This window comes from Synechococcus sp. CBW1004 (genome assembly GCF_015840715.1).
Lineage (GTDB): Bacteria > Cyanobacteriota > Cyanobacteriia > PCC-6307 > Cyanobiaceae > Cyanobium.
Genome location: NZ_CP060397.1, coordinates 2,398,694 through 2,421,802, shown reverse-complemented (window position 1 = coordinate 2,421,802; position 23,109 = coordinate 2,398,694). Strand labels below are relative to the sequence as shown.

Annotated in this window: 22 protein-coding genes; 8 read left to right on the top strand and 14 right to left on the bottom strand. The window is 70.8% G+C overall.

The features are described from left to right. Nucleotides 1–19: 19 nt before the first annotated feature. From H8F25_RS11535 to H8F25_RS11520, 4 genes are all read right to left on the bottom strand, one after another. Nucleotides 20–490: a DUF2141 domain-containing protein gene (locus tag H8F25_RS11535; RefSeq protein ID WP_197210535.1), complete on the bottom strand. Its 471-nt coding sequence runs from the start codon at nucleotides 488–490 to the stop codon at nucleotides 20–22. 146 nt (nucleotides 491–636) lie between these two features. After that, a complete protein-coding gene (locus tag H8F25_RS11530; RefSeq protein WP_197210534.1) occupies nucleotides 637–1,608 on the bottom strand; it encodes an RluA family pseudouridine synthase in 972 nt (323 codons plus the stop codon). Nucleotides 1,609–1,688: 80 nt separating this feature from the next. Next, on the bottom strand, nucleotides 1,689–2,570 hold the full coding sequence (gene ylqF, locus H8F25_RS11525; protein ID WP_231597364.1) for a ribosome biogenesis GTPase YlqF: 882 nt from the start codon (nucleotides 2,568–2,570) through the stop codon (nucleotides 1,689–1,691). 137 nt (nucleotides 2,571–2,707) lie between these two features. After that, nucleotides 2,708–3,091, bottom strand: a complete 384-nt coding sequence (locus H8F25_RS11520) for a universal stress protein (RefSeq protein WP_197210532.1) — start codon at nucleotides 3,089–3,091, stop codon at nucleotides 2,708–2,710. Between the two features lie 225 nt (nucleotides 3,092–3,316). Here H8F25_RS11520 and pgk point away from each other — a divergent pair, with 225 nt between their 5' ends. Further along, complete coding sequence (gene pgk, locus H8F25_RS11515) at nucleotides 3,317–4,522, top strand: phosphoglycerate kinase (protein WP_197210531.1); 1,206 nt, start codon at nucleotides 3,317–3,319, stop codon at nucleotides 4,520–4,522. Nucleotides 4,523–4,700: 178 nt separating this feature from the next. Here pgk and H8F25_RS11510 read toward each other — a convergent pair whose 3' ends face one another. The 6 genes from H8F25_RS11510 to H8F25_RS11485 all read right to left on the bottom strand — a co-directional run bounded on the left by H8F25_RS11510 (nucleotide 4,701) and on the right by H8F25_RS11485 (nucleotide 8,913). After that, nucleotides 4,701–5,138 (bottom strand): hypothetical protein, encoded by a 438-nt coding sequence (locus H8F25_RS11510; protein WP_197210530.1) that lies wholly within the window; start codon nucleotides 5,136–5,138, stop codon nucleotides 4,701–4,703. Nucleotides 5,139–5,347: 209 nt separating this feature from the next. After that, nucleotides 5,348–5,701 carry a hypothetical protein gene (locus tag H8F25_RS11505; RefSeq protein ID WP_197210529.1) on the bottom strand — a complete coding sequence of 118 codons (354 nt, stop codon included), beginning with the start codon at nucleotides 5,699–5,701 and terminating at the stop codon, nucleotides 5,348–5,350. Between the two features lie 104 nt (nucleotides 5,702–5,805). After that, nucleotides 5,806–6,309, bottom strand: coding sequence for a glycine zipper 2TM domain-containing protein (locus tag H8F25_RS11500; protein ID WP_197210528.1), 504 nt, complete (start codon nucleotides 6,307–6,309; stop codon nucleotides 5,806–5,808). A 54-nt stretch (nucleotides 6,310–6,363) separates the two neighbouring features. Beyond that, nucleotides 6,364–6,750 (bottom strand): hypothetical protein, encoded by a 387-nt coding sequence (locus tag H8F25_RS11495; protein ID WP_197210527.1) that lies wholly within the window; start codon nucleotides 6,748–6,750, stop codon nucleotides 6,364–6,366. 134 nt (nucleotides 6,751–6,884) lie between these two features. Further along, entirely contained in the window at nucleotides 6,885–8,210 is a 1,326-nt protein-coding gene (locus H8F25_RS11490) for an ATP-binding protein (RefSeq protein WP_197210526.1), read from the bottom strand. Beyond that, entirely contained in the window at nucleotides 8,188–8,913 is a 726-nt protein-coding gene (locus tag H8F25_RS11485; RefSeq protein WP_197210525.1) for a response regulator, read from the bottom strand. The genes H8F25_RS11490 and H8F25_RS11485 overlap by 23 nt, the downstream gene beginning before the upstream one ends. 85 nt (nucleotides 8,914–8,998) lie before the next feature. Between H8F25_RS11485 and H8F25_RS11480 the strand changes: the two genes are divergently transcribed. Next, nucleotides 8,999–9,262: a hypothetical protein gene (locus tag H8F25_RS11480; RefSeq protein ID WP_197210524.1), complete on the top strand. Its 264-nt coding sequence runs from the start codon at nucleotides 8,999–9,001 to the stop codon at nucleotides 9,260–9,262. A gap of 103 nt (nucleotides 9,263–9,365) precedes the next feature. Here H8F25_RS11480 and H8F25_RS11475 read toward each other — a convergent pair whose 3' ends face one another. Further along, the gene (locus H8F25_RS11475) at nucleotides 9,366–10,214 is read right to left on the bottom strand and encodes a hypothetical protein (protein ID WP_231596794.1); all 849 of its coding nucleotides are present in this window, start codon (nucleotides 10,212–10,214) and stop codon (nucleotides 9,366–9,368) included. Nucleotides 10,215–10,464: 250 nt separating this feature from the next. On the opposite strand from H8F25_RS11475, the gene H8F25_RS11470 reads away from it, so the two are divergent. Next, the gene (locus H8F25_RS11470) at nucleotides 10,465–11,547 is read left to right on the top strand and encodes a glycosyltransferase (protein WP_197210523.1); all 1,083 of its coding nucleotides are present in this window, start codon (nucleotides 10,465–10,467) and stop codon (nucleotides 11,545–11,547) included. A 184-nt stretch (nucleotides 11,548–11,731) separates the two neighbouring features. On the opposite strand, the gene H8F25_RS11465 is transcribed toward H8F25_RS11470, so the two are convergent. After that, nucleotides 11,732–12,931, bottom strand: a complete 1,200-nt coding sequence (locus H8F25_RS11465; RefSeq protein ID WP_197210522.1) for a histidinol-phosphate transaminase — start codon at nucleotides 12,929–12,931, stop codon at nucleotides 11,732–11,734. Between the two features lie 469 nt (nucleotides 12,932–13,400). Between H8F25_RS11465 and H8F25_RS11460 the strand changes: the two genes are divergently transcribed. From H8F25_RS11460 to H8F25_RS11445, 4 genes are read left to right on the top strand one after another with little or no spacing between them, the layout of a single operon-like run. Beyond that, a complete protein-coding gene (locus H8F25_RS11460; protein ID WP_197210521.1) occupies nucleotides 13,401–14,312 on the top strand; it encodes a MoxR family ATPase in 912 nt (303 codons plus the stop codon). Further along, nucleotides 14,299–15,213, top strand: a complete 915-nt coding sequence (locus H8F25_RS11455; RefSeq protein WP_197210520.1) for a hypothetical protein — start codon at nucleotides 14,299–14,301, stop codon at nucleotides 15,211–15,213. The genes H8F25_RS11460 and H8F25_RS11455 overlap by 14 nt, the downstream gene beginning before the upstream one ends. Before the next feature lies 1 nt (nucleotide 15,214). Continuing rightward, nucleotides 15,215–17,077 (top strand): DUF3488 and transglutaminase-like domain-containing protein, encoded by a 1,863-nt coding sequence (locus tag H8F25_RS11450; protein ID WP_231596793.1) that lies wholly within the window; start codon nucleotides 15,215–15,217, stop codon nucleotides 17,075–17,077. Nucleotides 17,078–17,104: 27 nt separating this feature from the next. Beyond that, nucleotides 17,105–18,037: a pentapeptide repeat-containing protein gene (locus H8F25_RS11445; protein ID WP_231596792.1), complete on the top strand. Its 933-nt coding sequence runs from the start codon at nucleotides 17,105–17,107 to the stop codon at nucleotides 18,035–18,037. Between the two features lie 84 nt (nucleotides 18,038–18,121). Here H8F25_RS11445 and H8F25_RS11440 read toward each other — a convergent pair whose 3' ends face one another. After that, entirely contained in the window at nucleotides 18,122–18,358 is a 237-nt protein-coding gene (locus H8F25_RS11440; RefSeq protein ID WP_197210518.1) for a DUF4114 domain-containing protein, read from the bottom strand. Between the two features lie 252 nt (nucleotides 18,359–18,610). On the opposite strand from H8F25_RS11440, the gene H8F25_RS11435 reads away from it, so the two are divergent. Beyond that, nucleotides 18,611–20,782, top strand: coding sequence for a cation:dicarboxylate symporter family transporter (locus tag H8F25_RS11435; protein ID WP_231596791.1), 2,172 nt, complete (start codon nucleotides 18,611–18,613; stop codon nucleotides 20,780–20,782). A gap of 68 nt (nucleotides 20,783–20,850) precedes the next feature. Here H8F25_RS11435 and H8F25_RS11430 read toward each other — a convergent pair whose 3' ends face one another. Then, the gene (locus H8F25_RS11430) at nucleotides 20,851–23,100 is read right to left on the bottom strand and encodes a type II secretion system protein GspD (protein WP_231596790.1); all 2,250 of its coding nucleotides are present in this window, start codon (nucleotides 23,098–23,100) and stop codon (nucleotides 20,851–20,853) included. Nucleotides 23,101–23,109 lie beyond the last annotated feature (9 nt).

The window sequence follows — 23,109 nt, the reverse complement described above, 5'->3', positions numbered from 1 at the left end:
GCATCCGGTTGTGGCCCGCTCAGATCCGCTGGGCGCGCAGCACCAGGCTGGTGTAAGGCCGATTCACCTGGAAACTCGCCTTGGCGAACGAAGGTGGGCCCTGACGGATGGACACATTGTTGGAAAAAGCCAGATCCACTTTGGGAATTCCGAAGATGCCGGTGCGTAACTTGCCACTTCGATCTTCGTCATGGAACGCCTTCAGGGCATAGGTCCCGTAGGGAAGTGCCGTGAAGCTGAATCTGGCTGTGCCGGACACGATCGGGGCGTTCAGGGTGTGGAGAGCGTGGCCACCGCTGCGCTTCTTGTTGTCATCCCAGGTAGCGGCTGAGTTGAACAGGGCAACCTGCAGAACACCGCGATCATTGCGCAGGCCGATCACCTGTACTGACAGCACGCCGACATCCGCGGGACGGGATGGCGCCGATGTCGCAGCCAGAGCGAGTGTCAGGGCCGCGCCGAGCGCCAGCGACCTGTTCGGAATGGACATGGGTCTGGGCATCGGGGACCGTGCGCGAACAGGGGCACCTCACCAGAAAGGTAGGAACGCAGGCTTGTTCCCCATCTGCGCGGATCCCCGTCAGTGGCTGTTGCCATCCCCTGAGATCATGCCGCCTCGGTCGGTTCGCCTTGGGGTCAACAGCGCCGCCGCAGCGTCGCCAGCAGCTTTTCGAACGGTTCCGGCAGCGGCGCCTCGCAGATGATCCGCTCACCCGTGATCGGATGGTTGAGGCCCAGCTGCACCGCATGCAGGGCCTGACCGGGCAGCGCCACGGGCAATCGACGTGCGCGGGAATACACCGGATCGCCCACGATCGGGTGGTTCATGTGGGCGCAGTGCACCCGGATCTGGTGGGTGCGGCCCGTATCCAGCTTGAAGCGCAGCAGGGCGTGATCCCCGAGGCGCTCGATCACCTGCCAGTGGGTGCAGGCATGGCGGCCGCTGCCGTCATCCACCACCGCGTACTTCTTGCGATCGGCGGGATGGCGGCCGATGGCGCCGATGGTGGTGCCCTGATCGGCGCCGGGTTGGCCATGCACCACCGCCAGGTACTGGCGCGAGGCGATGCGCTTCTGGATCTGCACCTGCAGCTTCACCAGCGCCTCCTGGCTCTTGGCCACGACGATGCAGCCCGTCGTGTCCTTGTCGAGGCGATGCACGATGCCGGGCCGCATCTCGCCGCCGATGCCGGGCAGGTCGGGGCAGTGGTGCAGGAGCGCGTTCACCAGCGTGCCGTCCTTGTTGCCGGGGGCTGGATGCACCGTCAGGCCGGCGGGCTTGTTGAGCACGATCAGATGCTCGTCCTCATAGAGCACATCCAGGGGGATGTCCTGGGCCACCAGGTAAGGCAGCGGCTCGGGTGGGGGCATCCACAGCTCCACCGTGTCGCCCTGGCGCAGCGGCGTCTTGGCGCGGCCGGTGATGCCGTTGACGCGCACATAGCCGGCGTCGATGAACTTCTGGATCCGGGCGCGGCTCTGCTCCGGGCGCTGGCTCACCAGCCAGCGGTCGAGCCGCATCGGCAGGGGCCTGGGGTAGGTGAGCGTCAGCAGCTCGCCTTCGCCTTCGCCGAAGCTTCTGTTCTCCCTGCCCCCGTCCGTCTCCATCCCTGCATCCGTCGTCCTGTGACCGTAAGAGCAGGACGGTCGACGCCTGGAAAGGCAGCACGGTGCGATCGGCACCTCACTCAGCCATCCGGCAGCTCCAGGGCGATCGCCCCCAGCCGCGAGCAGCGGTAGTCATCCAGCAGTCTGGTGGCCATGCGCACCGGATCGCCGCTGGTGTGCCGCGCCGCCGCCTGCTCGAGCCAGTGGCTGGCCGCAAGCACGCCCTCTCCCCAGGCGATGCCATAGCGGTTCTGCAGCAGGGCCTCGGCCACGCCGGCCTCGGGCCGCTGCCGCAGTTGATCCAGCAGCGCCAGGAAGGCCAGGGCCACGCCCTCGGCGTCGTAGGCGGCCTGGCCGATGTCGTCGCAGATGGCCAGACGTAATGCCGCCACCTGGTCATCCAGTCGCGGCGGCAGCACACCCGGAGCGTCGAGCAGATCCAGTTCCTGCCCCAGCCGCACCCAGCGCAGGGCTCGGGTGACGCCGGCGCGGCGGGCGCTGTCCACCACCTTCTGGCGGACCAGTCGGTTGATCAGCGCTGACTTGCCCACGTTGGGGAAGCCGAGCATCAGCGCACGCACCGGACGGGGTTTCATGCCGCGGCCCACCCGGCGGGCATTGAGCGCCTCGCCGCTGCGGATCGCCGCCTGCTGCAGCTGTTTGACGCCGGTGCCCGCCTTGGCGTCGCACCACCAGGTGCTCTGACCGCGCTGCTGGAACCAGGCGGTCCAGGCGCTGCGGGCCGTGGTCGGGATCATGTCGCTGCGATTGAGCACCAGCAGGTGCTGCTTGCCCCTGATCCAGCGGCCCAGGCGCGGGTGGCCGGTGGCCAGCGGGATCCGGGCGTCGCGCACCTCGATCACCAGATCCACCTTTTCCAGCTGGCCGGTGAGCGACCTCTCCGCCTTGGCGATATGGCCCGGGTACCACTGAATGGCCGGAGCCGCCGCGCTGAGGCTCAGGGCCGCGGTCGGCTCCGGCCGTCCAGGATCCGCCTGGGCGCTTTCAGGCAACGGCCGGGATGGTTCCGGTGTCGTCCGGTCGCTGCCCCCGTCCCCGTGCGCCGCCGCCGTCGCTCCGTTGCCGCCGGGCAGGCCCATCAGGGCACCACCAGCACGGGGCAGGGCGCCAGCTGGATCACCCGCGCTGCGGTGCTCTGGCTGTCGTCCTCGAGGGCGATGCCGCGAGTTCCCATCACGATCACATCGGCATTGATCTCATCGGCCACATCGCCGATCACGAAGGCGGGCTTGCCCTCCCGCTCGATCACCTCGCAACGGAGCCCCGCCTGCTCGAAGCGATCGCGGGCCTGCTCCAGAAGCCCGGCCACCGCCTGTGGGTCGTGCATCGTCCCCTCCTCCGCCTCGATCACCGAGAGGATCACGAGCCGGCTGCCGTGGCTCTGGGCCAGCTTCAGGGCGACGGCGGCCGTCTCCGAGGCCTGGCGGCTGTTGTCGATGGGGAACAGGACGGTCTCGAACATGACCTCGGTTGGGACAGGGCGCGTCTCTGCTTCCTTCCTAGCGCCGCTGGCACCATCGGGATCAGGACCGGGGTCGCCTTCTGGTCCGAGCCGGAGCGTGGTGTGCTGGTGCGCCGGGCCTCCCTTCCCGAAGGCGTGGACCGTCCAGCCAGACGATTGCGATCACCCGTTCCCCGGAAGCCGACGGGCTAATGTCCCCCCGCCTTCCTTAGCACCGTACCCACCATGGCGAAGCGATCCCTGGCCAGCCTCGGCAGTGCCGATCTGCGCGGCAAGCGTGTGTTGGTGCGGGTCGACTTCAACGTTCCCCTGGATGACAGCGGCGCGATCACCGATGACACCCGCATCCGTGCCGCCCTCCCGACCATCGGCTTCCTGCGCGACAACGGCGCCAAGGTGATCCTGGCGGCCCACTTCGGCCGTCCCAAGGGCCAGGTGAATGAGGGCATGCGCCTCACCCAGGTGGCGGCCCGCCTCAGCGACCTGCTGGGTGTGCCCGTGACCAAGACCGACAGCTGCATCGGTCCCGACGCCGCGGCCAAGGTGGCCGCCCTGCAGGAGGGCGGTGTGGTGCTGCTGGAGAACGTGCGCTTCTTCGCCGAAGAGGAGAAGAACGAAGAGGCGTTCGCCAAACAGCTGGCCTCGCTGGCCGAGGTGTACGTGAATGACGCCTTCGGCGCCGCCCACCGTGCCCACGCTTCCACCGAGGGCGTCACCAGGTTCCTGAGCCCGAACGTGGCCGGCCACCTGATGGAGAAGGAGCTGGCCTACCTGCAGGGCGCCATCGACGCTCCCAAGCGCCCCCTGGCGGCGATCGTGGGTGGCTCGAAGGTGAGCAGCAAGATCGGCGTGCTCGAGGCCCTGATCGACAAGTGCGACAAGATTCTGATCGGCGGCGGCATGATCTTCACCTTCTACAAGGCGCGCGGCCTGTCGGTCGGCAAGAGCCTGGTGGAGGAGGACAAGCTGGAGCTGGCTCGTGAGCTGGAGGCCAAGGCCGCTGCCAAGGGCGTGCAGTTCCTGCTGCCCACCGATGTGGTGCTGGCCGACAACTTCTCTCCCGACGCCAACAGCCAGATCGCCAAGGTGGAGGCCATTCCCGATGGCTGGATGGGCCTCGACATCGGCCCCGATTCGGTGAAGGTGTTCCAGGACGCCCTGGCCGACTGCCAGACCGTGATCTGGAACGGCCCCATGGGCGTGTTCGAGTTCGACAAGTTCGCCGCCGGCACCAACGGCATTGCCCACACCCTGGCCGAGCTGAGTGCCAAGGGCACGATCACGATCATTGGCGGTGGTGACTCCGTCGCCGCCGTCGAGAAGGTGGGTGTGGCCGACAAGATGTCGCACATCTCCACCGGTGGCGGCGCCAGCCTCGAGCTGCTGGAAGGCAAGGTGCTGCCCGGCGTGGCCGCCCTCGACGAGGCCTGATCGCCAGCCGGCAGCTGCCGTCCGTGCTGCGGTCTCCACAGGCTGCCACCATCCCCCCGTCCGGGGGGATTTTTTTTGTGCGTCCGGTCCGGTCGCGGCCTGTTGCGGATGGCACCTGGTCAGGATGAATGCCATCCGCATTGGCCTGCCTGCAAGCAGCCAGGCCGGCGTCGCGGGTTCACGCCCCCCGCGTGCTGCCCTGGCTGTCCCGCTGGCGTCCGCCCCAGCCCGGCAGGCCGTACCGCTGGCGCAGTGCTGCCATCGCTGATTTCAGCTCGCGTCGCTGCTGTTTGCGCAGGGCCTGCTGGGCCTGCTGGCAGGTCTCGATCGCGGTCACGTCGCGGGCCTGGGTCATGCAGCGCCGCGCCTCCGAGAGCTGCTGCAGCTGATCGCGGGAGCGGCGTTGCTCCAGTCGTTCCAGCTCCGTGAAGTACTCCTGACGCTGGCTCGCGTTCAGTCGGCTGATCGCTTCGGCCTGCTGGCGCAGCATCGCCTGACGGCGCTCGCCCCCAGGCCTGGATCTGTCGCCGGGGGCTGCTTCACTGGCCTGGATGCCGCCCAGGATCACCAGGGCGGTGATCAGCAGCACTGGCCTGCTCATGGGTGCAAGGGACATGGGTTCTCCTGTGGGTTGCTCATCAATGCTGGGCTGGATGGGCTACGAAACTGCGACTGCACTGCAGTGCAGATGTGACCGGATCTGACTGAACCTGTCGGCGCTCCCGTCGGGGGCGAGGCCGGCCGGGGTTGCCGTGGCCGGCGCTGCCGCGGCCTGCCTTGGACACCGGCAGTCCTCGGGAGCCTGCGGCCGCGGCCGCCTGTGGATCAGATCATCGGGGTGCCGTCGGGCTGTGGCTGAGACTGCGGCGACCCGCCGCCCGGCTGCTGGCGCTGGTTGATCAGCGCCTGACGCTGCCGTTGCTGGCAGGTCCGCATCGCCTCGAGCGAGCCGGCGGCGGAGAGGCATCCCTGGTACTGCTGCAGGATCGTGATCCGCTCCTGGTTCGTCTTCAGGCTCAGCTGGCGCCATTCCGAGAACAGCGTCCGCTGCTGGGCGGGGGTGAGCCTGGTGCGGTTGGGAACGGCTTCGATCGCCTGCCCCGGCGATGGCAGGGTGGAGAGGCCGAGGCCGAGCAGGGCGGCGAGCAGCAGGGGCCGCCTCGCGTGTCGGAGTGTCATCGCTGCAGGGGGGTGTCGTGATCCCATCCTGGGCGGAGTCGGGGGCCCCGAAGGCCATCCGCTCCGCCCGGTGCGGTTTCGAGGGCATCGATCGGTGACAGGGGTCAGCATCCGGACAGCACGCCGCCAAGCAGGCCGCCGACGGTTGCTCCGATCGGCAGGGCCCACTGGCGCTGGCGTGAGCCGTCGCTGAGGGCCGCGCCCAGGCCGCCGCCGATGGCGGCGCCGACCAGGGCGGGGCCGGGGCCACAGCGGCGCTGGGGCTGGGGCGTGGCGGGGATCACGGCCAGCGGGTAGGGGCGGCCAGGCCGGTAGCCATACCCATCGCCGCCCAGGGGTGCGGCGCCGTAGCCGTCGCCATGGCCGGGGCGGCCGAGCAGGGCGTAGGCGGCCCGCTCGCGCCAGCTGAGGCGGGGTCTGGTGTCGACGAAGGCATCCTCAGGATTGCCGTATCGCTGCCAGGGAGCACCGACAGCGACCGGGTAGGGGTCGCGGTCGATCTGGTTCCAGGCGGCGGTGGTGATGGCCTGGCGGTGCAGGGGATCGCTCAGGGCCGGAGCCGGCAGGCTCAGGGCCAGCAGCGCGAGAGCCCAGGGTGTGCGGTGCATGGCGGATCGTGGCGGGTGAGATCGTTTTGGGTGCAGGTCTGATCGAGCGGCTCCTCAGCGCAGTGGCCAGGACAGCAGGGCAGTCCGGCCCTGTCGGCGGATCAGCAGCTGCCAGTCCCGTTGGTCGCGCTGCATCTGGCGCTCCTGCGCTTCGAGATCGCGGCGCAGGCACTGGTCGCGCTCCTGGTTCCGGCGGCTGCGGTCCAGGCAGCGCTCCAGCTGATCGAGGCGACGCTGGGTCTGCTGGTAAGCCTGCTGGGCTCGGGAGCGCTGGACCTTGAGCCAGTCCCGGTGGCGGTCGTCGCTGCTGCGGTCGGCGATGGAGTAAGGCTCGGCAGCCGAGGGACGGGCCAGCGCGGCCGTGACCGGCAGGCTGGTGCCGCCCAGCAGGCAGAGCAGCAGCGCCAGTCGGCCAGCGTGGCGGTGGAGGAGGGAGGTCATCGCGGGATGGAGGTGAGGGGTGCCGGCGGTGGGCCGGCTGCCCTGCACTGTCCAGCGGTTCCGGAGCCGAGGTGCGACCCGGATGCCGCCGACCTGTGACCAAATCCGACCGGAGACGTTGGTGCTTCCTGATTTCAGTGCGCCGTCCCGGACCGCGAACGTCCCGACAGGGCGATCCCGAAGTGCCGCCCTTCCCCGGCCTCCGGGCCGGCCGGGTGGTGTTCCAGCCGCTCGAGCAGGCCTCCATGGGCCCGGGCAACCCTGGCGGCGATCGCCAGACCGAGGCCGCAGTGGCCCTGACCTCCGCGGGCTGCGTCCAGCCGTTGGAACGGCATCAACGCCCGCTGCCACTGTTCGGCACTGATGCCCGTGCCGCCATCCCAGAGGATGATCCGGAAGCCCAGGCCGGGCGGCTCCGCCTCGCGCAGCTCCAGCCGCAGCGGCGGTGCCCCGTACTGCCGGGCGTTGTCGATCAGGTTGGCCACCGCCCGGCCCAGCGCCACCGGCTGCACCACGCGCACCAGGGGCTGCAGATCGAGGGCCAGGCTGTTCTGATCCAGTCCGGCCGCGGTTTCGGCCAGCAGCTGCTCCAGCGGCACCGCGCAGGCTGGCTCGTCGTCGCTGCCGCCGGCGAACAGCAGGAACTGTCGGGTGATCCGCTCCAGCGCCGCCAGGTCCGCCTCGGCCTGCAGCAGATCGGACTCCGACAGCCCCGCCAGGCTGAGCCGGAAGCGCAGGCGGGTGAGCGGGCTCTTGAGGTCGTGGGCGATCCCGGCCAGCATCACCGAACGCTCCTGCTCGATCCGCTCCAGCCGCTGCACCATCGCGTTGAAGCGCTCCTGCAGCTGTCGCACCGTCGCGGTGCCGTGCCGTCCGGGGAGCGCCAGCGGTCCGGACGCCGTACCGACCCCGGCCAGGGCCTGCTGCAGCTGGCGCAGGGGCCGCTGGACCTCCAGCGCGAAGAACAGCAGCAGGGCCACACTGCCCCCCAGGGACAGGCCCGCCAGCAGCAGCCAGGGATCCGGCGGCCAGGCGGGAGTCGGTGGGATCGGCGCCAGCAGCCAGACGGGCTCCAGCGGCGCCAGCAGCTGCACCCACACCCCCCGCCGTGGTCCGCTCGCCGGCAGCACCTGGGGACAGGGCCGCAGCGAGCGGCAGAGCTCCTGGCGCAGCAGCGCTGCCTGGGCCCGCAGGCTGCGGTCGCCGGGGCCGCTGGGTGGCCGCTCGCCCACCCGCAGCGGCAGGCCGCTGAGCCGGGCCAGGGTGGCGGGCGGCAGGCGGCCCAGGGCCAGTTCGCTGAGGCGCACCTGGAACAGCACCTCCGGCCCCAGCTGGCTGATGCGGGCCCGCTCCAGTCGCTCAGCCAGCAGCAACTGCAGCTGGGCGGTGCTCAGCAGTGCCACCCCCAGCCCAGCCAGGCCGTAGAGGAGGGCGGTTCTAGCGGCTGCGAGGCTGGCCATCGGGCACGAACACATAGCCGTAGCCCCAGACCGTCTGCAGGTAGCGGGGGCGGCCGGGATCGGGTTCCACCAGCCGCCGCAGCCGTGACACCTGCACATCCATGCTGCGGCTGTCGGTGAGCGAGTCGGGGCCGCGGGCCAGCTCCACCAGCCGCTCCCGCGACAGGGACCGGTGCGGGTGGCGCACGAAGGCGGTGAGCAGCGCGAACTCGCCGGAGGTGAGCAGGGTGACGCTCCCGCCCTGTTCCAGGGTGCGAGACGCCAGGTCGAGCACCTGATCGCCGATGGCGACGCGCTCGCCCTCCGCCAGCGGCGTGCCGGCCGGTAGACTCGCCCGCCGCCGCAGCACGGCCTCGATGCGGGCGCTGAGCTCCCGCGGCAGGAAGGGCTTGGCCAGGTAGTCATCCGCTCCCTGCTCCAGGCCGATGATCCGGTCCACGGCCTCGCCGCGTGCGGTGAGCATCACCACCGGCAGGTCGTCGCCGGCTTCGCGCAGCCGCCGCAGCAGGGTGAGGCCGTTGTCGCCCGGCAGCATCAGATCGAGCACCAGCAGATCGGGACGCGCTCCCGCCAGCCGGGCCATGAGCTGGGCGCCATCGGTGAGGCAGCGCACGTCGTAGCCCTGATCGATCAGATAGGTGCCCACCATGCGCCGCAGTTCGGGGTCGTCATCGACCACCCAGATGCTCTGCCCCGGGGCCATCGTCCTCTCGGTTCGGAAAGATCCGGTCACAGCTTGCCCGGTCTGCTGTCATCGCCGGCTGCGGCGGCCTGCATAGCCTGCGCCCATGCGACAACGGGCTCTGCCACTGCTTCTGGCCGCCGCGCTGCTCCTCGGCGCGGCGACGACCGGCGCCGGTCCGGCGAGGGCCGACGATGAGGTGATCCGCTTCCACCTGCGGCTGGAGAAGCTGTTCCGCCGGCTCGATCTCAACGGTGATGGCCGCCTCGACCGTCAGGAGGTGCGCTCCAACCCCTATCTGCAGCGCCATTTCGAGCGGCTCGACCGGGGCGGCAAGGGTTACCTGCTGCCGGAGGACCTGAGCCGTTAGCGCCTGGCTGTGCAACCGGTGCGGGCGCCGCCCTCCGCCGCTGCTGGGGGCACCCCAGGGCAGGTGCTGCCGGGTGATGCAGCAGGCTCCGGACGACGGAGGCTCAGGGCGTCAGCTGGGCCCGGTCGCTCACCACCCGCACCCGCTTGGTGGCGCTCACCACCCCGCGCGGATGCACCAGCAGCACGGCCCAGGTCTGACTGCCGGGGGTGTAAGGCGCCTGAACGGTTTTGAACAGTCCGCCGCCACCCATCGCCGCCAGTTCGACGGCGGGGCTCTCCATCGCCGCCACCTGCTGGGAGCTGAGGGCGCGGATGCCGCCGGCCACCAGGGCACCCTGCAGCGGATCGTCGAAGATCACATCGACGTCGTAGCGCTGGCCGGTGAGCACGGCGTCGGGGATCAGCACGCTCACCGGCAGGTCGGAATCGCCGCTGCGCAGGATCGTCTGCTCACGCAGCAGGTTCTGGCTGGTGATGCGCTGGCCGTCGCTGCGCAGCTCCAGCACCTGATCGCCGGTGAGCCGGTAGCTGACGCTCCCCTCGACGCGGCTGCCGATCACGCGCAGATTGACCGTCGGCTGGCCCTTCTGGGTGGGGGTGCCGGGCGTGAGCTGCCAGCGGGCATCGGGAAACTGCTCCCGCAGGGCGCTCCAGCGTCGCTCCAGCAGGGCGGCGTCGATGCCGGGCCCATCCGCCAGCAGGCCCTTGAGGGTGGCGGGATCGCTGCCGTTCAGGGCGCTCTCCAGGGCCTGCAGCTGGGCCGCGCTGGGGCTGGCGGCCCAGCCGGCCAGCGGTGCGCTGAGGGCGGCGCTCAGGGCGAGGCCCCAGGCCAGCCCACGGCCGGCGCCCATGGCCGGGGTGGCGGGGCGGAGGTCTGCGGCCGATGGCTGCTCCGCTGCGGGCATCCGGGGGGCACGCGGGGCGCGGGAGAGGCGGCGGGGCAGGCGCATCGGAGGGGTGTCGATCGGGCTGCGGCTGGGGTTTGGGTGTGGCGCTGCTGGAGCGCTGGGAGGAGTCTGATGGGCCCGGGCTGGTCCGGCCAGCGCCTGGGCCGGGCCCAGGGGAACGCGGCGCCCCTGGCCCTGGCTGCTCCTGCGGCGAGGCTGGCGCTGGGCGCCGTCATCCAGGCCGGGTGCTGGCCAGCATGACGTGACTTTTAAGGTAGGCGCGCGCCCACCTGCCGCCTGTGGCGGCCCGCCCATGCCGACGCTTCTGATCGCCGCGAGCGGCACGGGTGGCCACCTCTTCCCGGCACTGGCGGTGGCGGATGCGCTGCCCGCCGGCTGGCGGGTGTGCTGGCTGGGGGTGCCCGATCGGCTGGAGACCAGCCTGGTGCCCTCGCGCTATCCGCTGCACACCGTGCGGGCCGGTGGCCTGCAGGGGCGCGGGCTGCGCCGCCTCTGGAACCTGGTGCAGCTGCTGCTGGCCAGCCAGACGGTGCGCCGTCTGATCCGACGTGAGCGGGTCGATGCGGTGTTCAGCAGCGGCGGCTACATCGCTGCCCCGGCGATCCTGGCGGCCCGGTGGTGCGGCGTGCCGGTGGTGCTGCATGAGAGCAATGCCATCCCCGGCAAGGTCACCCGTCTGCTCGGCCGCTTCTGTTCGCAGGTGGCGGTGGGCCTGCCCCAGGCCGCCGAGCGGCTGCCCCAGGCCCGGCCGCTGGTCACCGGCACACCGGTGCGCCACGCCTTTCTGGAACCCGCGCCCCTGCCGGACTGGGTGCCCGCCGGCAGCGGGCCGCTGCTGCTGGTGATGGGGGGCAGCCAGGGCGCGGTGGGCCTCAACCGCATGGTGCGTCCCCTGCTGCCGCGACTGGCGGCGGCGGGCTGCCGCGTCGTGCATCTGACCGGCAGCAACGATCCGGAGGCCGGCGCTCTCCAGCTGCCCGGGGTGGTGGAGCGACCGTTCAGTGATGAGCTTCCCGGCCTGCTGCAGCACGCCGATCTGGCGATCAGCCGCGCCGGCGCCGGCAGTCTCAGCGAGCTGGCGGTGTGCGGCACGCCCACGATCCTGGTGCCCTTTCCGCAGGCCGCCGACCGCCATCAGGACGCCAACGCGGCGGCGGCGGCCGAGCTGGGGGCGGCGGTGATCGTGTGGCAGCACGGGCCGGAGGAGGAAGCCCTGGAGCGGGCCGTGTGGCGGCTGCTGGGACCGCGGCTGCGTGGCGTGGAGGCGGCGGCCGATCCGCTGCTCGAGCTGCGCCGCGGCATGGAGCGCCTGGCGGTGCGTGACGCCGAGCAGCGCCTGGTGGAGCGGCTCAGCCAGTTGGTGGCGACGCGCTGAGGTTGGGATCATCCGGCGTTGATCTGCGCTGGAGGTCGCCGGGGCGACCCCCCGGCGGCTGGCTCGCCTGTGCTCCGGGAGTGGTGGGCTGACGGCATCGGTCGCGCGTACACCCCGACCGATCGGGAGGGCATCACCGGCATGGTCTGCCGCCGGCCGCCTGCGATCCGCGGCGGTGTCTGTGTCAGGCGCCGGGCCAGTCCTGCCGCAGGGCCCGCAGCAGGCGCCGGTGGCCGCGCCGGTTCTGCAGGCTGAGGCGCAGCCAGCTCTCATCGAGGCCCTCGAAGGAGCGGCAGTCGCGCAGCAGGATCTGATGGCGCTCCGCCAGGGCCTGCCGCAGGGGCTCCAGCGAGCGGGGGCGACCATCGCTCCGGCAGCCCCGCAGCAACAGGTAGCTGGTGGCCGAGGGCATCAGCTTCAGACCGCCCAGCTCGCCCAACCGGCCGCGCAGCCAGGCCCCCTCCCTCGTCACCCAGCGCTGCACCCGCTCCAGCCAGCGCCGGTCCATCAGCAGCGAGGCGGGCAGTGCCGCGGCCAGGCCATTGACGGGCCAGGGGTCGCGCCAGTGGGCCCAGCGTTCCAGTCGCCGGGGATCGCCCAGGGCATAACCCAGCCGCAGGCCGGCCACCGCCAGAACCTTGGTGAGGCTGCGGATCACCACCAGGTTGGGATGGGCCTCCAGAAGAGGAATCAGCGATTGCGCCTCGCCGCCGGGCGTGAGCGGCAGGAAGGCCTCATCGACGATCACCAGCTCGTGGGTCTTCAGCAGCGGCTCCAGGGAGGCGCGGCTCCAGAGCTGACCGGTGGGGTTGTGGGGGTTGGTGATCCACAGCACCGGCGCGGCCCCGGTCACCGGCAAGGCGGCCGCTCCCGGCCAGGCCGTCGGGCCGGCCTCCCGCCAGTCCAGCGGCAGGGGCAGGCTGCGGATCGCTCCGTCCCAGCAGCGCAGGGCCCTGCCGTAGTCGGCGAAACCGGGCGTGGGCAGCAGGCTGGGGCCGCAGGCCGCGGCGTCGCGGGCCGCCCAGGTGAACAGTTCGGCGGCGCCGTTGCCGGGCAGCACCCGGGCCGGATCGAGGCCATGCAGGGACGCCAGGCCCTGACGGAGCTGGTGGTAGCTGCGGTCCGGATAGTCGCGCAGGCTGTCGCCGCGCAGCAGCTGGCGCAGCAGCTGGGCCCGCAGGTGCCAGGGCGGCCCGAAGGGCACCAGCGAGGCGCTTGCATCGAGCAGCTGAGCCGGCCGCAGACCCAGGCGACGGGCTTCGGCGCTGCGGTTGCCGCCATGGATCGGGGGCTGGCTCCCGCCCTGGTCCGCCGCCCCCTGGTCCGCCACCGGGGTGGCGCTGGTGCCGGGCTGCAGCGGGGGAAGCGGAGGGACAGGCGCCATGGGCGCTGTGTAACACGGCTGACCGGGGTCGGCCGCGGCGGCGCACCCGGCGACGGGACGGGACCCGGCCTGGCCGTCGGGGCTCCGGTCCACGGGGCTGTCCCTGCGCCCGGCCCCGGGCCGTGGGGCCTGCCATGACTGGGAGTTGGGCTGGTGGCGGCACGCTACCCATAGCGTTTATGATGCCGTGATACCGGACGCGTGACGGCGGCTGCCACGCCGCGCAACGCCCAGCGCGTCAGGTGTCGGGGAAGCCGGCGCTGTGGGGGGGCGCTTCCGCCTGTCTGCCTGTCGCGCGGGCTGATCGGGCTCGCAGCGTTCCCCATCCCGACGCAGGTGCGGTGGACCTGGCCGGGGAGCTGCTCCCGTCGGCTCCGCCGCGGCAGTGGCCCCTGTTCTCCGGCAGGCTGGGCGCCGGAGCGTTGCGTGTTCGTCACCGCCTCTGCCCCAGCCCCGTGTCTCGTCGCGCGTGTCCGCCTCCTCCCTCGATCCGGTGATCCGCTCGATCAGCCGCGTGCTGCTGGGCAAGGAGCGGGAGGTGCGGCTGGCCCTGGCCTGTCTGCTGGCGCGCGGCCATCTGCTGATCGAGGACCTGCCCGGCGTGGGCAAGACCACCCTGGCGGAGGCGCTGGCGCGCAGCTTCTCGCTGGAGTTCAAGCGGGTCAGTTTCACCAGCGATCTGCTCCCGGCCGATCTCACCGGCATCAACGTCTTCGATCCGGCCAGCGGCGGCTTCCAGTTCCAGAGCGGTCCCCTGTTCAGCCAGGTGCTGCTGGCCGATGAGATCAACCGCGCCAGTCCCCGCACCCAGAGCGCCCTGCTCGAGGCGATGGCGGCGGGGCGCGTCAGCGTCGACGGCGTCAGCCATCCCCTGCCCACTCCCTTCGTGGTGATCGCCACCCAGAACGGCCTCGACCAGGGCGGCACGGCACCTCTGCCCGAATCCCAGCTGGATCGCTTCCTCATGCGGCTCAGCCTCGGCTTCCCGGACCGCCAGGCCGAGGCGGCGCTGCTGCGGGGTGAGGGGCTGCGGCCGGAGGCCCTCGAGTCGCGGCTGCAGCCCGCGGATCTGCTGACGCTGCAGCAGCGGGCGGCAGCGGTGCATGCCAGCGACAGCCTGATCGCCTACGTGATCGACCTCCTGGCCCGCAGCCGGGATGCCGGCCGGCGCGGTCTGCCGCTGTCGCCACGGGCCGGTCTGGCGCTGCTGGCGGCCTCGCGGGGCTGGGCCCTGCTGGAAGGCCGCGATCATGTGCTGCCCGACGACGTGCAGGCGGTGCTGCCGGCGATCTGCGAGCACCGCCTCGATGCGGGCCAGATCACCGGTGTCCCCGGCGAACTCAGCCGTCAGCTGCTGGCGGAGGTCGATGGACTTCGTTAGGCCCCAGCAGGGGGAGAGCCTGCGCCTCGGTCTGCGCAACCTCTACATCGTGCCCACACGCTTCGGCTGGCTCTGGCTGGCGGGCCTGCTGCTGCTGCAGGTGGTGGGCACGCAGCTGCAGAGCAATGGGCCGCTGCTGCTCAGCTTCCTGATGCTCGGCCTGTTCCTGCTGGCCCTGCATCTCACCCACTTCAACCTGCAGGGACTGGAGCTGGCGGTGGGTGAGTCCCAGCCCGGCTTCGCCGGTACCCTGCTGGCCTACCCCCTGCGCCTGCGCTGCCGCAGCCGCTGCGAGGGGTTGCGGTTCGGCTTCGACACGGCCGCCACCACGGCTCCCCGGGTGTTCGACCGCGGTGACCACGCCCTGTCGGTGCCCTGGCGGCCGCAGGCCCGCGGGCTGCAGCAGCCCGGCTGCCTGCGCCTGCAGACCACCGCCCCGCTGGGCCTGTTCGTCTGCTGGACGCGCTGGCAGCCGGCCGTGCCCCAGCTGGTCTGGCCGGCCCCTGTGGCCGGCCCCGTGCGGCAGCTGCAGGCGGCCCGTCCGCGCTCGGTTCCCCTGCAGGTCAGCGGCGGAGAGCGCCAGGAGGGCAGCGACGACTGGCGCGATCTGCAGCCCCACCGGCCTGAGGACGGCGCCAGTCGCCTCGCCTGGAAACTGCTCGCCCAGGGGCGCGGTCGCTATGCCAAGCGCTTCGTCGATCCCTCCGACGAGGAGCCGCTGCTGGCCCCGGATCCGGCGGTGCCGTTCGAGCGGGGACTCGAGCATCTCAGCGAGCGGATCTGCCGTCTGCATGCCAGGGGCCTGGCCTACGGCCTGGTGCTGGGCGAGCAGCGGCTCCCTCCCGGCCGCGGGCCGGCTCAGCGCGAGCGAGCCCTGGCGGCCCTTGCCACCTGTCGCTGAGATGGCCCGCCTGCGTCCCGCCGCTCAGCGCCTGCCCGCCTTCGGGGTCGCCGCGGCGCTGCAGTGGCTGGCGCTGCTGCTGTTGCTGGTGGCGATGGCGGGGCTGCAGATCACCTCCCTGTACGGCGGCATCGCGACCGGTCTGGCGGTGCTCACCGCCCTCAAGCTCTGGGAGGCCCGCAGCCTGGCGGAACGGCGGCTGGTCAGCCTCCTGCAGCTGGTCTGCATCGGTCTGGTGGCGGCGCAGCGTCCCGAGCTGGCGGCGAGCCTGCTGCAGCTGGCGGTGACCCTGCTGGCGCTGGCGGGGCTGCTGGCGCTGGAACTGGGCGAGGGACTGGGCTGGCGGGTGCTGCTGCGCCGCAGCCTGCAGGTGGTGGCCGCCGCCCTGCCGGTGGCCCTGGTGCTGTTCCTGCTGGTTCCGCGCCTGGCCCCCTTCAGCACCCTGCCCCTGGCGCGGGGCGCGGCTGCCGTGGTGGGCCTGAGCGAGCAGCTCGATCCCGGCGGCATCGCCGAGCTGGCCGCCGTGGATGCCCCGGCGGCGCGGGTGGCCTTCGCCACCGGCCAGCCGCCACCGGCACAGGAGCGCTACTGGCGCGTGCTGGTGCATGACCGCTTCGATGGACGGCGCTGGAACCGCTCCGCACCGCCGCCGCTGCCGCGGGGGGATGCCCGGGAGCTGCCTGGCGCCCCGGTGGCCCTCGCCGGTTCGACTCAGTTGTGGGTGGCGGCTCCCTCCCGGATCGAGGCGCTGCCCTGGGGCGGCGGCGGCCGGCCTCTTGGCCGGGAGCTCCTGCTCGATCCCCGGGGCGAGCTGCTGGTCCGCGCTCCCAGCGATCAGCGGCGCGTCTATGGCATCGCCGATCCGCAGGCGGCCTCCTTCTGGCGCACCCGCCCTCCCTCCGGCGCCGATCTGGCCCTGCCGCTGGGCAGCAACCCGCGGCTGGAGGCCCTCGGGGCGAGCTGGGCTCGGCTGCCGACACCGCAGCAACGCCTGCAGGCGGCTCGCGACTGGTTCGCCGCCGGCGGTTTCTCCTACACGCTGCAGCCCGGCACACTGCCCGACCGCGCCCCCTTCGATGCCTTTCTGTTCGAACGGCGGGAGGGCTTCTGCGGGCATTACGCCAGCAGCCTGGCGGCGCTGCTGCGGGCGGCGGGGGTGCCGGCGCGGGTGGTGAGCGGCTACCACGGCGGTCGCTGGGTGATGCCCCTGGGTGGGGAGGGATACCTGGATCTGCGCCAGTCCGATGCCCACGCCTGGACGGAGCTGTGGCTGCCGGATCAGGGCTGGGTCGGGGTGGATCCCAGCAGCTGGATCGCGCCACCGGGCCAGAGCCAGCCCCGTCGCGGCAGCTGGGGCCTGGCCGACTGGCTGCGGCAGCAGTGGTGGGGTCTCGACATCGCCTGGACGCGCGTGTGGCTGGGCTTCGATCGCGACAGCCAGCAGTCGCTGCTGCGCCGTCTGCTCGGTCCGCTGCTGCCCTGGCTGGGACCGGTGCTGCTGCTGGCCATCGCTGTCGCCCTGGCCGGCTCGCTGTCCCTGATGCGCTGGCTGCAGGCCCGCAGCCAGGGCGATCCGGCCCGCCGGCAGCTCGAGCAGTTGCTGGGCCTGCTGGCGCGCCATGACCTGGTGCCCGAGCCGGGCGAGACCCTCCGACGGTTCGCGGCGCGGGTGGAGGAGCGGCTGCCGCAGCTGGCTCCGGAGCTGCAGGCCTTTGCGACGCTTTATCAATGCCAGCGATTTGTGCCCGTCGGCGCGGGCGGGGCGCCGGCGGTGTCGCTGCGGCAGCTGCGTCGCCAGCGCCGGGCCCTGGGCCGCCGGCTGCGGCGGCTCAGCAGTGGGGCGGCCGTGGGGAAAGCGGGTTAGAACATCCCATCGACTGCGGGAGGGTGCATGGTTGAAGCCGCCTCGGAGCGACCCATCGCTGTCGTCGCTCCAACGGACCGGGTCCTGGGCCGCCTGCCGGCCGATCGGGCGACCCTGCCGCGGTCCTTTCGGCAGCGCGTTGCACGTCGCCCGGTGTCGTGGCGCCAGGGTGCCGTCGTGCTTCTGGCCCTGGCTCCCCTGGTCCTGACGCCGCTGGGCGTTCCTCCGGGCCGGGCGGCGAGCACGGACGCGTTGATGAAGCTGCTGGAGCGCCGCTCCTGCCCCGGCTGCAAGCTGCAGGATGCCGATCTGGTGCATGCCGATCTGCGGGATGCCGACCTGCGCCGTGCCCAGCTGCAGCGTGCCAACCTCAGCGGTGCCCGGCTCGATGGCGCCCGGCTGGAGGGTGCCGATCTGAGCTTCACCAGCCTGCAGGGGGCCTCGCTGCGCGGCGCCGATCTGCGCGGCGCCCGTCTGGAAGGCACCGATCTGCGTGAGAGCGACCTCAGCGGCGCCCAGCTCGACTCCGGCGCTCTGGCGCGCGCACACTGGCAGGCGGCCCGTGGCATCGGCGCCGGTGGCCTGAGCTACGCCCAGCTGCACAATGCCGGCGTGGAGGCCTCTCTGGCGGGCAATCCGCCGGAGGCCGAGCGGCTGTTCGGCGAGGCCATCGCCCAGCAGCCCGAGGCGGCCCTCACCTGGCTGGCCCGCGGCATCGCCCGGAGCGACCAGGGCAAGACCGCCCTGGCCGCCGCCGATTTTCGCTACGCCGCCTCCCTCTATGCCCAGCAGGGTGAGGCGGAGACGGCGAAGAAGCTGGGCGAGGCGGCGACCCTGCTCGAGCAGCCGGCCCCGAAGGGCCCCGGCGGCAACGGCCAGGGCATGCGCCTGATGAGTGGCGCCGCCGGCCTGTTCCAGGCGCTGGCGCCGCTGGCGATCAAGTTCCTGACGGCCTTCTGAGCGTCGGACGGCTGCGGTGAGCGGCCAGGCCGCCCTCGGATGCCGAGGCTCGGGGGGGCTGCCGACGGGTGCGCCCTGGCCCGATCAGCCCAGAGACGCTTCCGCCGTCACCGTGAACCGCAGGATCTGGTCGTCGAAGTCCCGGTCGCCGCCGCCAGCCAGATCCTCAATGCCGTAGGCGTTGGGGCCGACACCGTGGAAGTGGCTGATGCGATCGGCGTTGGCGGCGGCAAAGCTGAAGTAGGTCTGCCGCGTGTCCGCCACGGTCAGCACCGGCGCGAACAGCTGTCCGCCCTGGACCTGGAAGGAGAATGGCGTCACATCGCCGTCCCCGGTGCTGAGGCTGGCTCCGGCAGCAACGCATTGATTGATGCGAATGTGCAGCAACAGCCCTTCAACCCAGGCTTCTACCCCAACCTCTTCGTCAATGGTGTGCAGCTGTTCGGTCAGCCCGCCCGCTGACCGGAACCCGGCGGGAAGGCGGGCGGCCGGTTGTCGCGGCCGGCTCGCCGCCGGTGGCTCCTGGGTGCAGGGTCGTTGGCCAGGGCACGGACACCAAGCGGGCCTGAGACCATGATGGAGCGTCTGCTGGCCCTGTGGCCGCGCCAGATCGGCAATCAGTGCCTGCTGATGCTGGCGGCCGGTGCCCTGCTCGGCTGGCTGCTGCCCGGACAGACCCACTGGCTCCAGCCCCTGGCCACCATCTTTCTGCAGGCCTCGCAGATTGTGGTGATGCCCTTTCTGATCTGCGAGCTGATCGTGGGCTTCGGCAGGCTCAGGCCAGGTTCGCTGCGCCAGCTGGTGGGGCGCGGTGGCCTTGTGTTGCTGGCTCTCTGGCTGGCGGCATCGCTGCTGGTGATCGTGTTGCCCCTGTTCCTGCCACCGCTGGTGACATCGGAGTTCTATCACGCGGGTCTGTTTGATGTGCACAAGAGCGATGATCTGCTGACGACCTATCTGCCTGACAGCATCTTCACAGCCCTGGCGACCGATAATTTTCCTGCCGTTGTGCTGTTCAGCTGTGTGCTCGGCATCCTGCTGCAGGGACTCGATGATCGTGAGCATCTGCTCAGGCCGCTGGCGGTGATGCGCAGTCTGTTCAATCGGCTCAACAAGTTGGTGGTGCGTCTGATTCCGTTCGGGATCTTCGCGCTGATCGCCATCAATGTGTCGCGCATCAACGGCGAGCAGCTGATTCGCATTCAGGGTTTCTTCGCCGTCTGTCTGATCAGCTTTCTGGTGCTGTCGCTGCTGTGTCTGCTGGTGCTGATCAGCCTCACCCCCCTGCGGCTCAGGAGCCTCTGGCAGATGATCAAGGGGCCCCTGGCTCTCACCGCCAGCAGTGCCAATCTGCTCATCGCTCTGCCCATGCTGGTGAGCAATCTGCAGGAGCAGCTGCCGGCCGCGCTGGGTGTCGACCCTGACGATCCCCGCGTCCGCGAGATGCATGAGGAGATCACGCCGCTCATCTCCCTGGGCTTTTCCCTGCCGACTCTGGGTCAGGTGGCCACCCTGATCTTCGTGCCCTTCAGCGCCTGGTATGTGGACCGGGCCCTCGAGCCCCTGGCCACGCTGCGGATGCTGCTGAGCGCGATTCCGGCGACGGTCTCCGGGGTCAAGGCCGTGGTGCGCCAGGAGCTGCTCAATCTGGGGTTGCCGATCGATCTGCTGCAGCTGGTGTATGTCAACGGCGAATGGTTGTACCGCTTTGAGAAGGTGCTGGGCCTCGAGGGTCTGGCCGTCCTGGCCGTTCTGGTGGTTGCCCAGGGTGTGGGTGCCTGGCGTCCGAGGCTGCCGCGGCTGCTCGCCAGCCTCGGCCTGGCCACGGCGCTGACCCTGGGGCTGGGCCTGGCCAGTCGCTCCGCGCTGGCGGCGGCCCTGCGCGAAAGCTATCGCAATGACGCACGCCTGCTGGCGCTCAGCAGCACCCGCTCCGGCGAGACACCCCGCGTGGCCAGCCGGCCCTGGCCCGCGGCTCCGGTGACGCTGCAGGCGATCCGGGCGAGGGGGGTGCTGCGTGCCGGGGTGCAGGATGACGCCCTGCCCTGGGCCTTCCGCAACGCCAGGGGGGATCTGGTGGGCTTCGATGTCGACCTGCTCAAGAGCATGGCCCGAAGCCTGGGGGTCCGGCTGGAGCTGCTGCAGTTGCCGCTCGAGCAGCTCGAACAGCAGCTGGGCGAAGGCCGACTCGACGTGGTGGCCGGCGGCATTCAGAACACCCCGGAGCGGGCGATTCGCCATGAGCTCAGCCGCAGCTACCAGACGGTCAACCTGGCTCTGGTGGTGCCCGATGCCAAGGTGCGTGAGCTGCAGGGAGGAGAGCGGAGCGCTCCATCACGGCCGATCAGCCTGGCCGTTGAGGACGAGAGTCTGATCAGCTATGGCCTCGAGGCCCAGATCGCCAAGAGCCTGGGCGATGCCAGGCAGCGGGCCCGCGTGAAGCTGGTGCCGATCGGCTCCAGTGCCGAGTTCTTCACCGCCGAGGGACAACGGCGCTACGACGGCCTGCTCACCCCGGCGGAGTCCGGCGCCGGCCTGGCGGTGCTGCATCCGAGCACCACGCTGATCACCCCGTTTGGCCGCGAATTCAGCTCCGAGCTGGTGCTGATGGTCGGCGGCAGGGATGCGGCGTTTCGCCGCTACCTCAACGGCTGGCTGACCCGGGAGATTTCCCTGGGTCGGATCCAGGAGCTGTTCGACTACTGGATTCTGCTCAAGGGCGGTGCTGCCGCCCGATCACGCTGAACTGGGATCGCGCAGCCTGTGCATACCGCTCGCGGCGGCAGCGAGAGGGCCGCCACGGTGAAGGGTCTTCAGCTTCCCGCCTGCCGCAGGAAATCGCGGGTCTGCGGTGTGGAGGGCTGGTAGCCATAGCCGAAGGCGCCGCCCTGGTCGTCGCGCAGGATGCGGGGGGTGACCAGAATCACCAGCTCGCGCTTGCGGCGTTGGCCCTGGGTGTCGCGGAAGAACTGACCCACCAACGGCAGATCGCCCAGGATCGGCCACTTCTTGACCAGCTGGCTGTCGAGATCGGAGATCACGCCGGTCATGATCAGCGTCTGACCGTCGCGCACGCGCGCACTGCCGGAATCAAGACTGCGGATCGACAGAATGTCGATGGGGCCGCACTGCGGTACCTCCTGCGTGCGTGTGGTGGCCGAAATCGTGGGTGAGATCGAGAAGGTGACAAACCCATTGTCGTCAATCTTGTTCACCCTGGCGCCGAAGGTGAGGCCGGAAACACTGAATTCGGGGGTGCAGGTGGTGGGGGCGCCATTCTGCCCGGCTGTGGCTTCGTAGGCGGTGATCACCTGTTCGCCGACAGTGACATAGGCCTCGTTGGCACGGGTGCGACCGATGCGGGCATCACTGCTGCCTGCAGAGCTGCTGCTGGATGAAGAGTCCGATCCGCCGCTGCTGAGGCCTTGGGTGATGATTCCTTGGTCATTGCCACTGCGCAGGATGGCTGGATTGTCGCTGAGGATCAGAGTGGGACTGGCCAGCACTTTGGTGCTGCGTGATTCAATCGAGGCGCGGATCAGGTCGTAGAAGTTGTTGCGGGTATAGGCCTGTCCGGGGTTTCTGAGTGGTGGAAGGCCGGCAGCAATGCCATTGAAATCAAAAATAGAGCCATCTGGTTGCGGCGGTAGCAACGACCCGAAGGCTCCCTGCAATTCACCACGATCATTGACAATGAAGTTGTTGCCGTAGCGGAAGGCGAAACTGTTTTCGATCGAGGTGTCGTTATCAAGGGTGACATCCAGGATCCTCACGGACAGGGCCACCTGACGCTGCCTCAGGTCAAGCTGTCGCAGGTAGTTTTCGGCGATCGCCACCACTTTGGGGTCGCCGACCAGCGTGATGGTTTCCAGGCGGGAATCGGTGGTCCCCAGCAGGCCGCGCAGTGGTCCCTGGGAGGCGCCGTAAGTCTCTACGTTCGTCGTGGTGGTCGACTGGGTGGTGGCGGCATTCGGCGCGCCGGCGATGGCGTTGTTCTGGTTGGCCCCTTCGGTGACCGCGGTGGTGATCGTGTTCACCTTGGTGACCGTGGCGCCGAGGTTGGCGAGGTAGTCGGCGGCGGAGCCGGCCGAGACCTGATTGAGCCGGAACACCTTCGACATCGTCGAGCCGAAGGTCTTGCTCAGCACATTCGGCCCCGCCAGAATCATGTTGCCCTCGCGTTTGCCCTGCAGGCCGGCGGCGAGCAGGGCGGAGTTCAGAGCGCGGGCGTAGTTCTCATTGCGGAACGCGATCGACAGGGGGCGGGACACGGCTGCCGCGGCGTTGGCGGCGGATGCTGATCCACTGTTGCCCGGTTCATCGACGTAGACGAATCCATACCCCCCCATCTGGCTCAGAGCCATCAGGGCATCCTTGGCGGGCGCATTGCGCAGGGTCATCGTCACCGGAGGCCCGCTGATGTTGAGATAGCTGGGATTCGCCAGCATCATCGTGCCCACGGCGATATCGCCCACCGGCGGCGCCACGGCCCGGGGCTGCAGCGGCGGCACGAAGGAGGGGTCGCTCACCCGCCCCGGCGTCGTGACGCTGGGGGTCATGGTCTGCAGCTGCGGGTTGGTGGGTACCGCAAAGCTGAGAATCAGGTCGCGCCCATCGGCGCTCACCACCGGCCGCGGCACCGCCGCTCCCTGCAGGGGGGTCACCTGGATGCGGTAGCCACTGCCGGCGCCATCGAGGCTGATGCTGGCGAAGCCCGCCTCCGGCAGGCCGATGCGCTGCGGCCCCGACCTCAGGCTGGTGGGCCTGGCGGTGAACAGCAGGCCCTCCCAGGCCGGGCCGCGGGTGCTCTGCTGCAGCTGGGGTGTTTCGCCCACCCCCTCGACCACCACTTCCACCGCATCGGGCAGGCGCCGCACCTTCAGCTGCAGCGGTCCCCCCACCGGCACCACCGTGGTGCTGCCGCCGCTGCCCGGAGTGCTGTAGGGACGCACCGTCTGGGCCTCCGCGGCCTGGGGCAGGGCCCCCAGCGGCAGGCTGGGCACCGCCGCAGCCGCCAGGGCCAGGAACTGACGCCTGCGCTGTTGCCGAACCCTGCTACCCACGCGTGCTTG

Coding starts and splice junctions, on each gene's coding strand:
- H8F25_RS11480 (WP_197210524.1), top strand. CDS start 8,999: ATGCGACAACGGGCTCTGCCACTGCTTCTGGCCGCCGCGCTGCTCCTC.
- H8F25_RS11495 (WP_197210527.1), bottom strand. CDS start 6,750: ATGACCTCCCTCCTCCACCGCCACGCTGGCCGACTGGCGCTGCTGCTC.
- H8F25_RS11530 (WP_197210534.1), bottom strand. CDS start 1,608: ATGGAGACGGACGGGGGCAGGGAGAACAGAAGCTTCGGCGAAGGCGAA.
- H8F25_RS11520 (WP_197210532.1), bottom strand. CDS start 3,091: ATGTTCGAGACCGTCCTGTTCCCCATCGACAACAGCCGCCAGGCCTCG.
- H8F25_RS11435 (WP_231596791.1), top strand. CDS start 18,611: ATGATGGAGCGTCTGCTGGCCCTGTGGCCGCGCCAGATCGGCAATCAG.
- H8F25_RS11465 (WP_197210522.1), bottom strand. CDS start 12,931: ATGGCGCCTGTCCCTCCGCTTCCCCCGCTGCAGCCCGGCACCAGCGCC.
- H8F25_RS11470 (WP_197210523.1), top strand. CDS start 10,465: ATGCCGACGCTTCTGATCGCCGCGAGCGGCACGGGTGGCCACCTCTTC.
- H8F25_RS11475 (WP_231596794.1), bottom strand. CDS start 10,214: ATGCGCCTGCCCCGCCGCCTCTCCCGCGCCCCGCGTGCCCCCCGGATG.
- pgk (WP_197210531.1), top strand. CDS start 3,317: ATGGCGAAGCGATCCCTGGCCAGCCTCGGCAGTGCCGATCTGCGCGGC.
- H8F25_RS11490 (WP_197210526.1), bottom strand. CDS start 8,210: ATGGCCAGCCTCGCAGCCGCTAGAACCGCCCTCCTCTACGGCCTGGCT.
- H8F25_RS11485 (WP_197210525.1), bottom strand. CDS start 8,913: ATGGCCCCGGGGCAGAGCATCTGGGTGGTCGATGACGACCCCGAACTG.
- H8F25_RS11510 (WP_197210530.1), bottom strand. CDS start 5,138: ATGTCCCTTGCACCCATGAGCAGGCCAGTGCTGCTGATCACCGCCCTG.
- H8F25_RS11450 (WP_231596793.1), top strand. CDS start 15,215: ATGGCCCGCCTGCGTCCCGCCGCTCAGCGCCTGCCCGCCTTCGGGGTC.
- H8F25_RS11505 (WP_197210529.1), bottom strand. CDS start 5,701: ATGACACTCCGACACGCGAGGCGGCCCCTGCTGCTCGCCGCCCTGCTC.
- H8F25_RS11500 (WP_197210528.1), bottom strand. CDS start 6,309: ATGCACCGCACACCCTGGGCTCTCGCGCTGCTGGCCCTGAGCCTGCCG.
- H8F25_RS11535 (WP_197210535.1), bottom strand. CDS start 490: ATGTCCATTCCGAACAGGTCGCTGGCGCTCGGCGCGGCCCTGACACTC.
- H8F25_RS11445 (WP_231596792.1), top strand. CDS start 17,105: ATGGTTGAAGCCGCCTCGGAGCGACCCATCGCTGTCGTCGCTCCAACG.
- H8F25_RS11455 (WP_197210520.1), top strand. CDS start 14,299: ATGGACTTCGTTAGGCCCCAGCAGGGGGAGAGCCTGCGCCTCGGTCTG.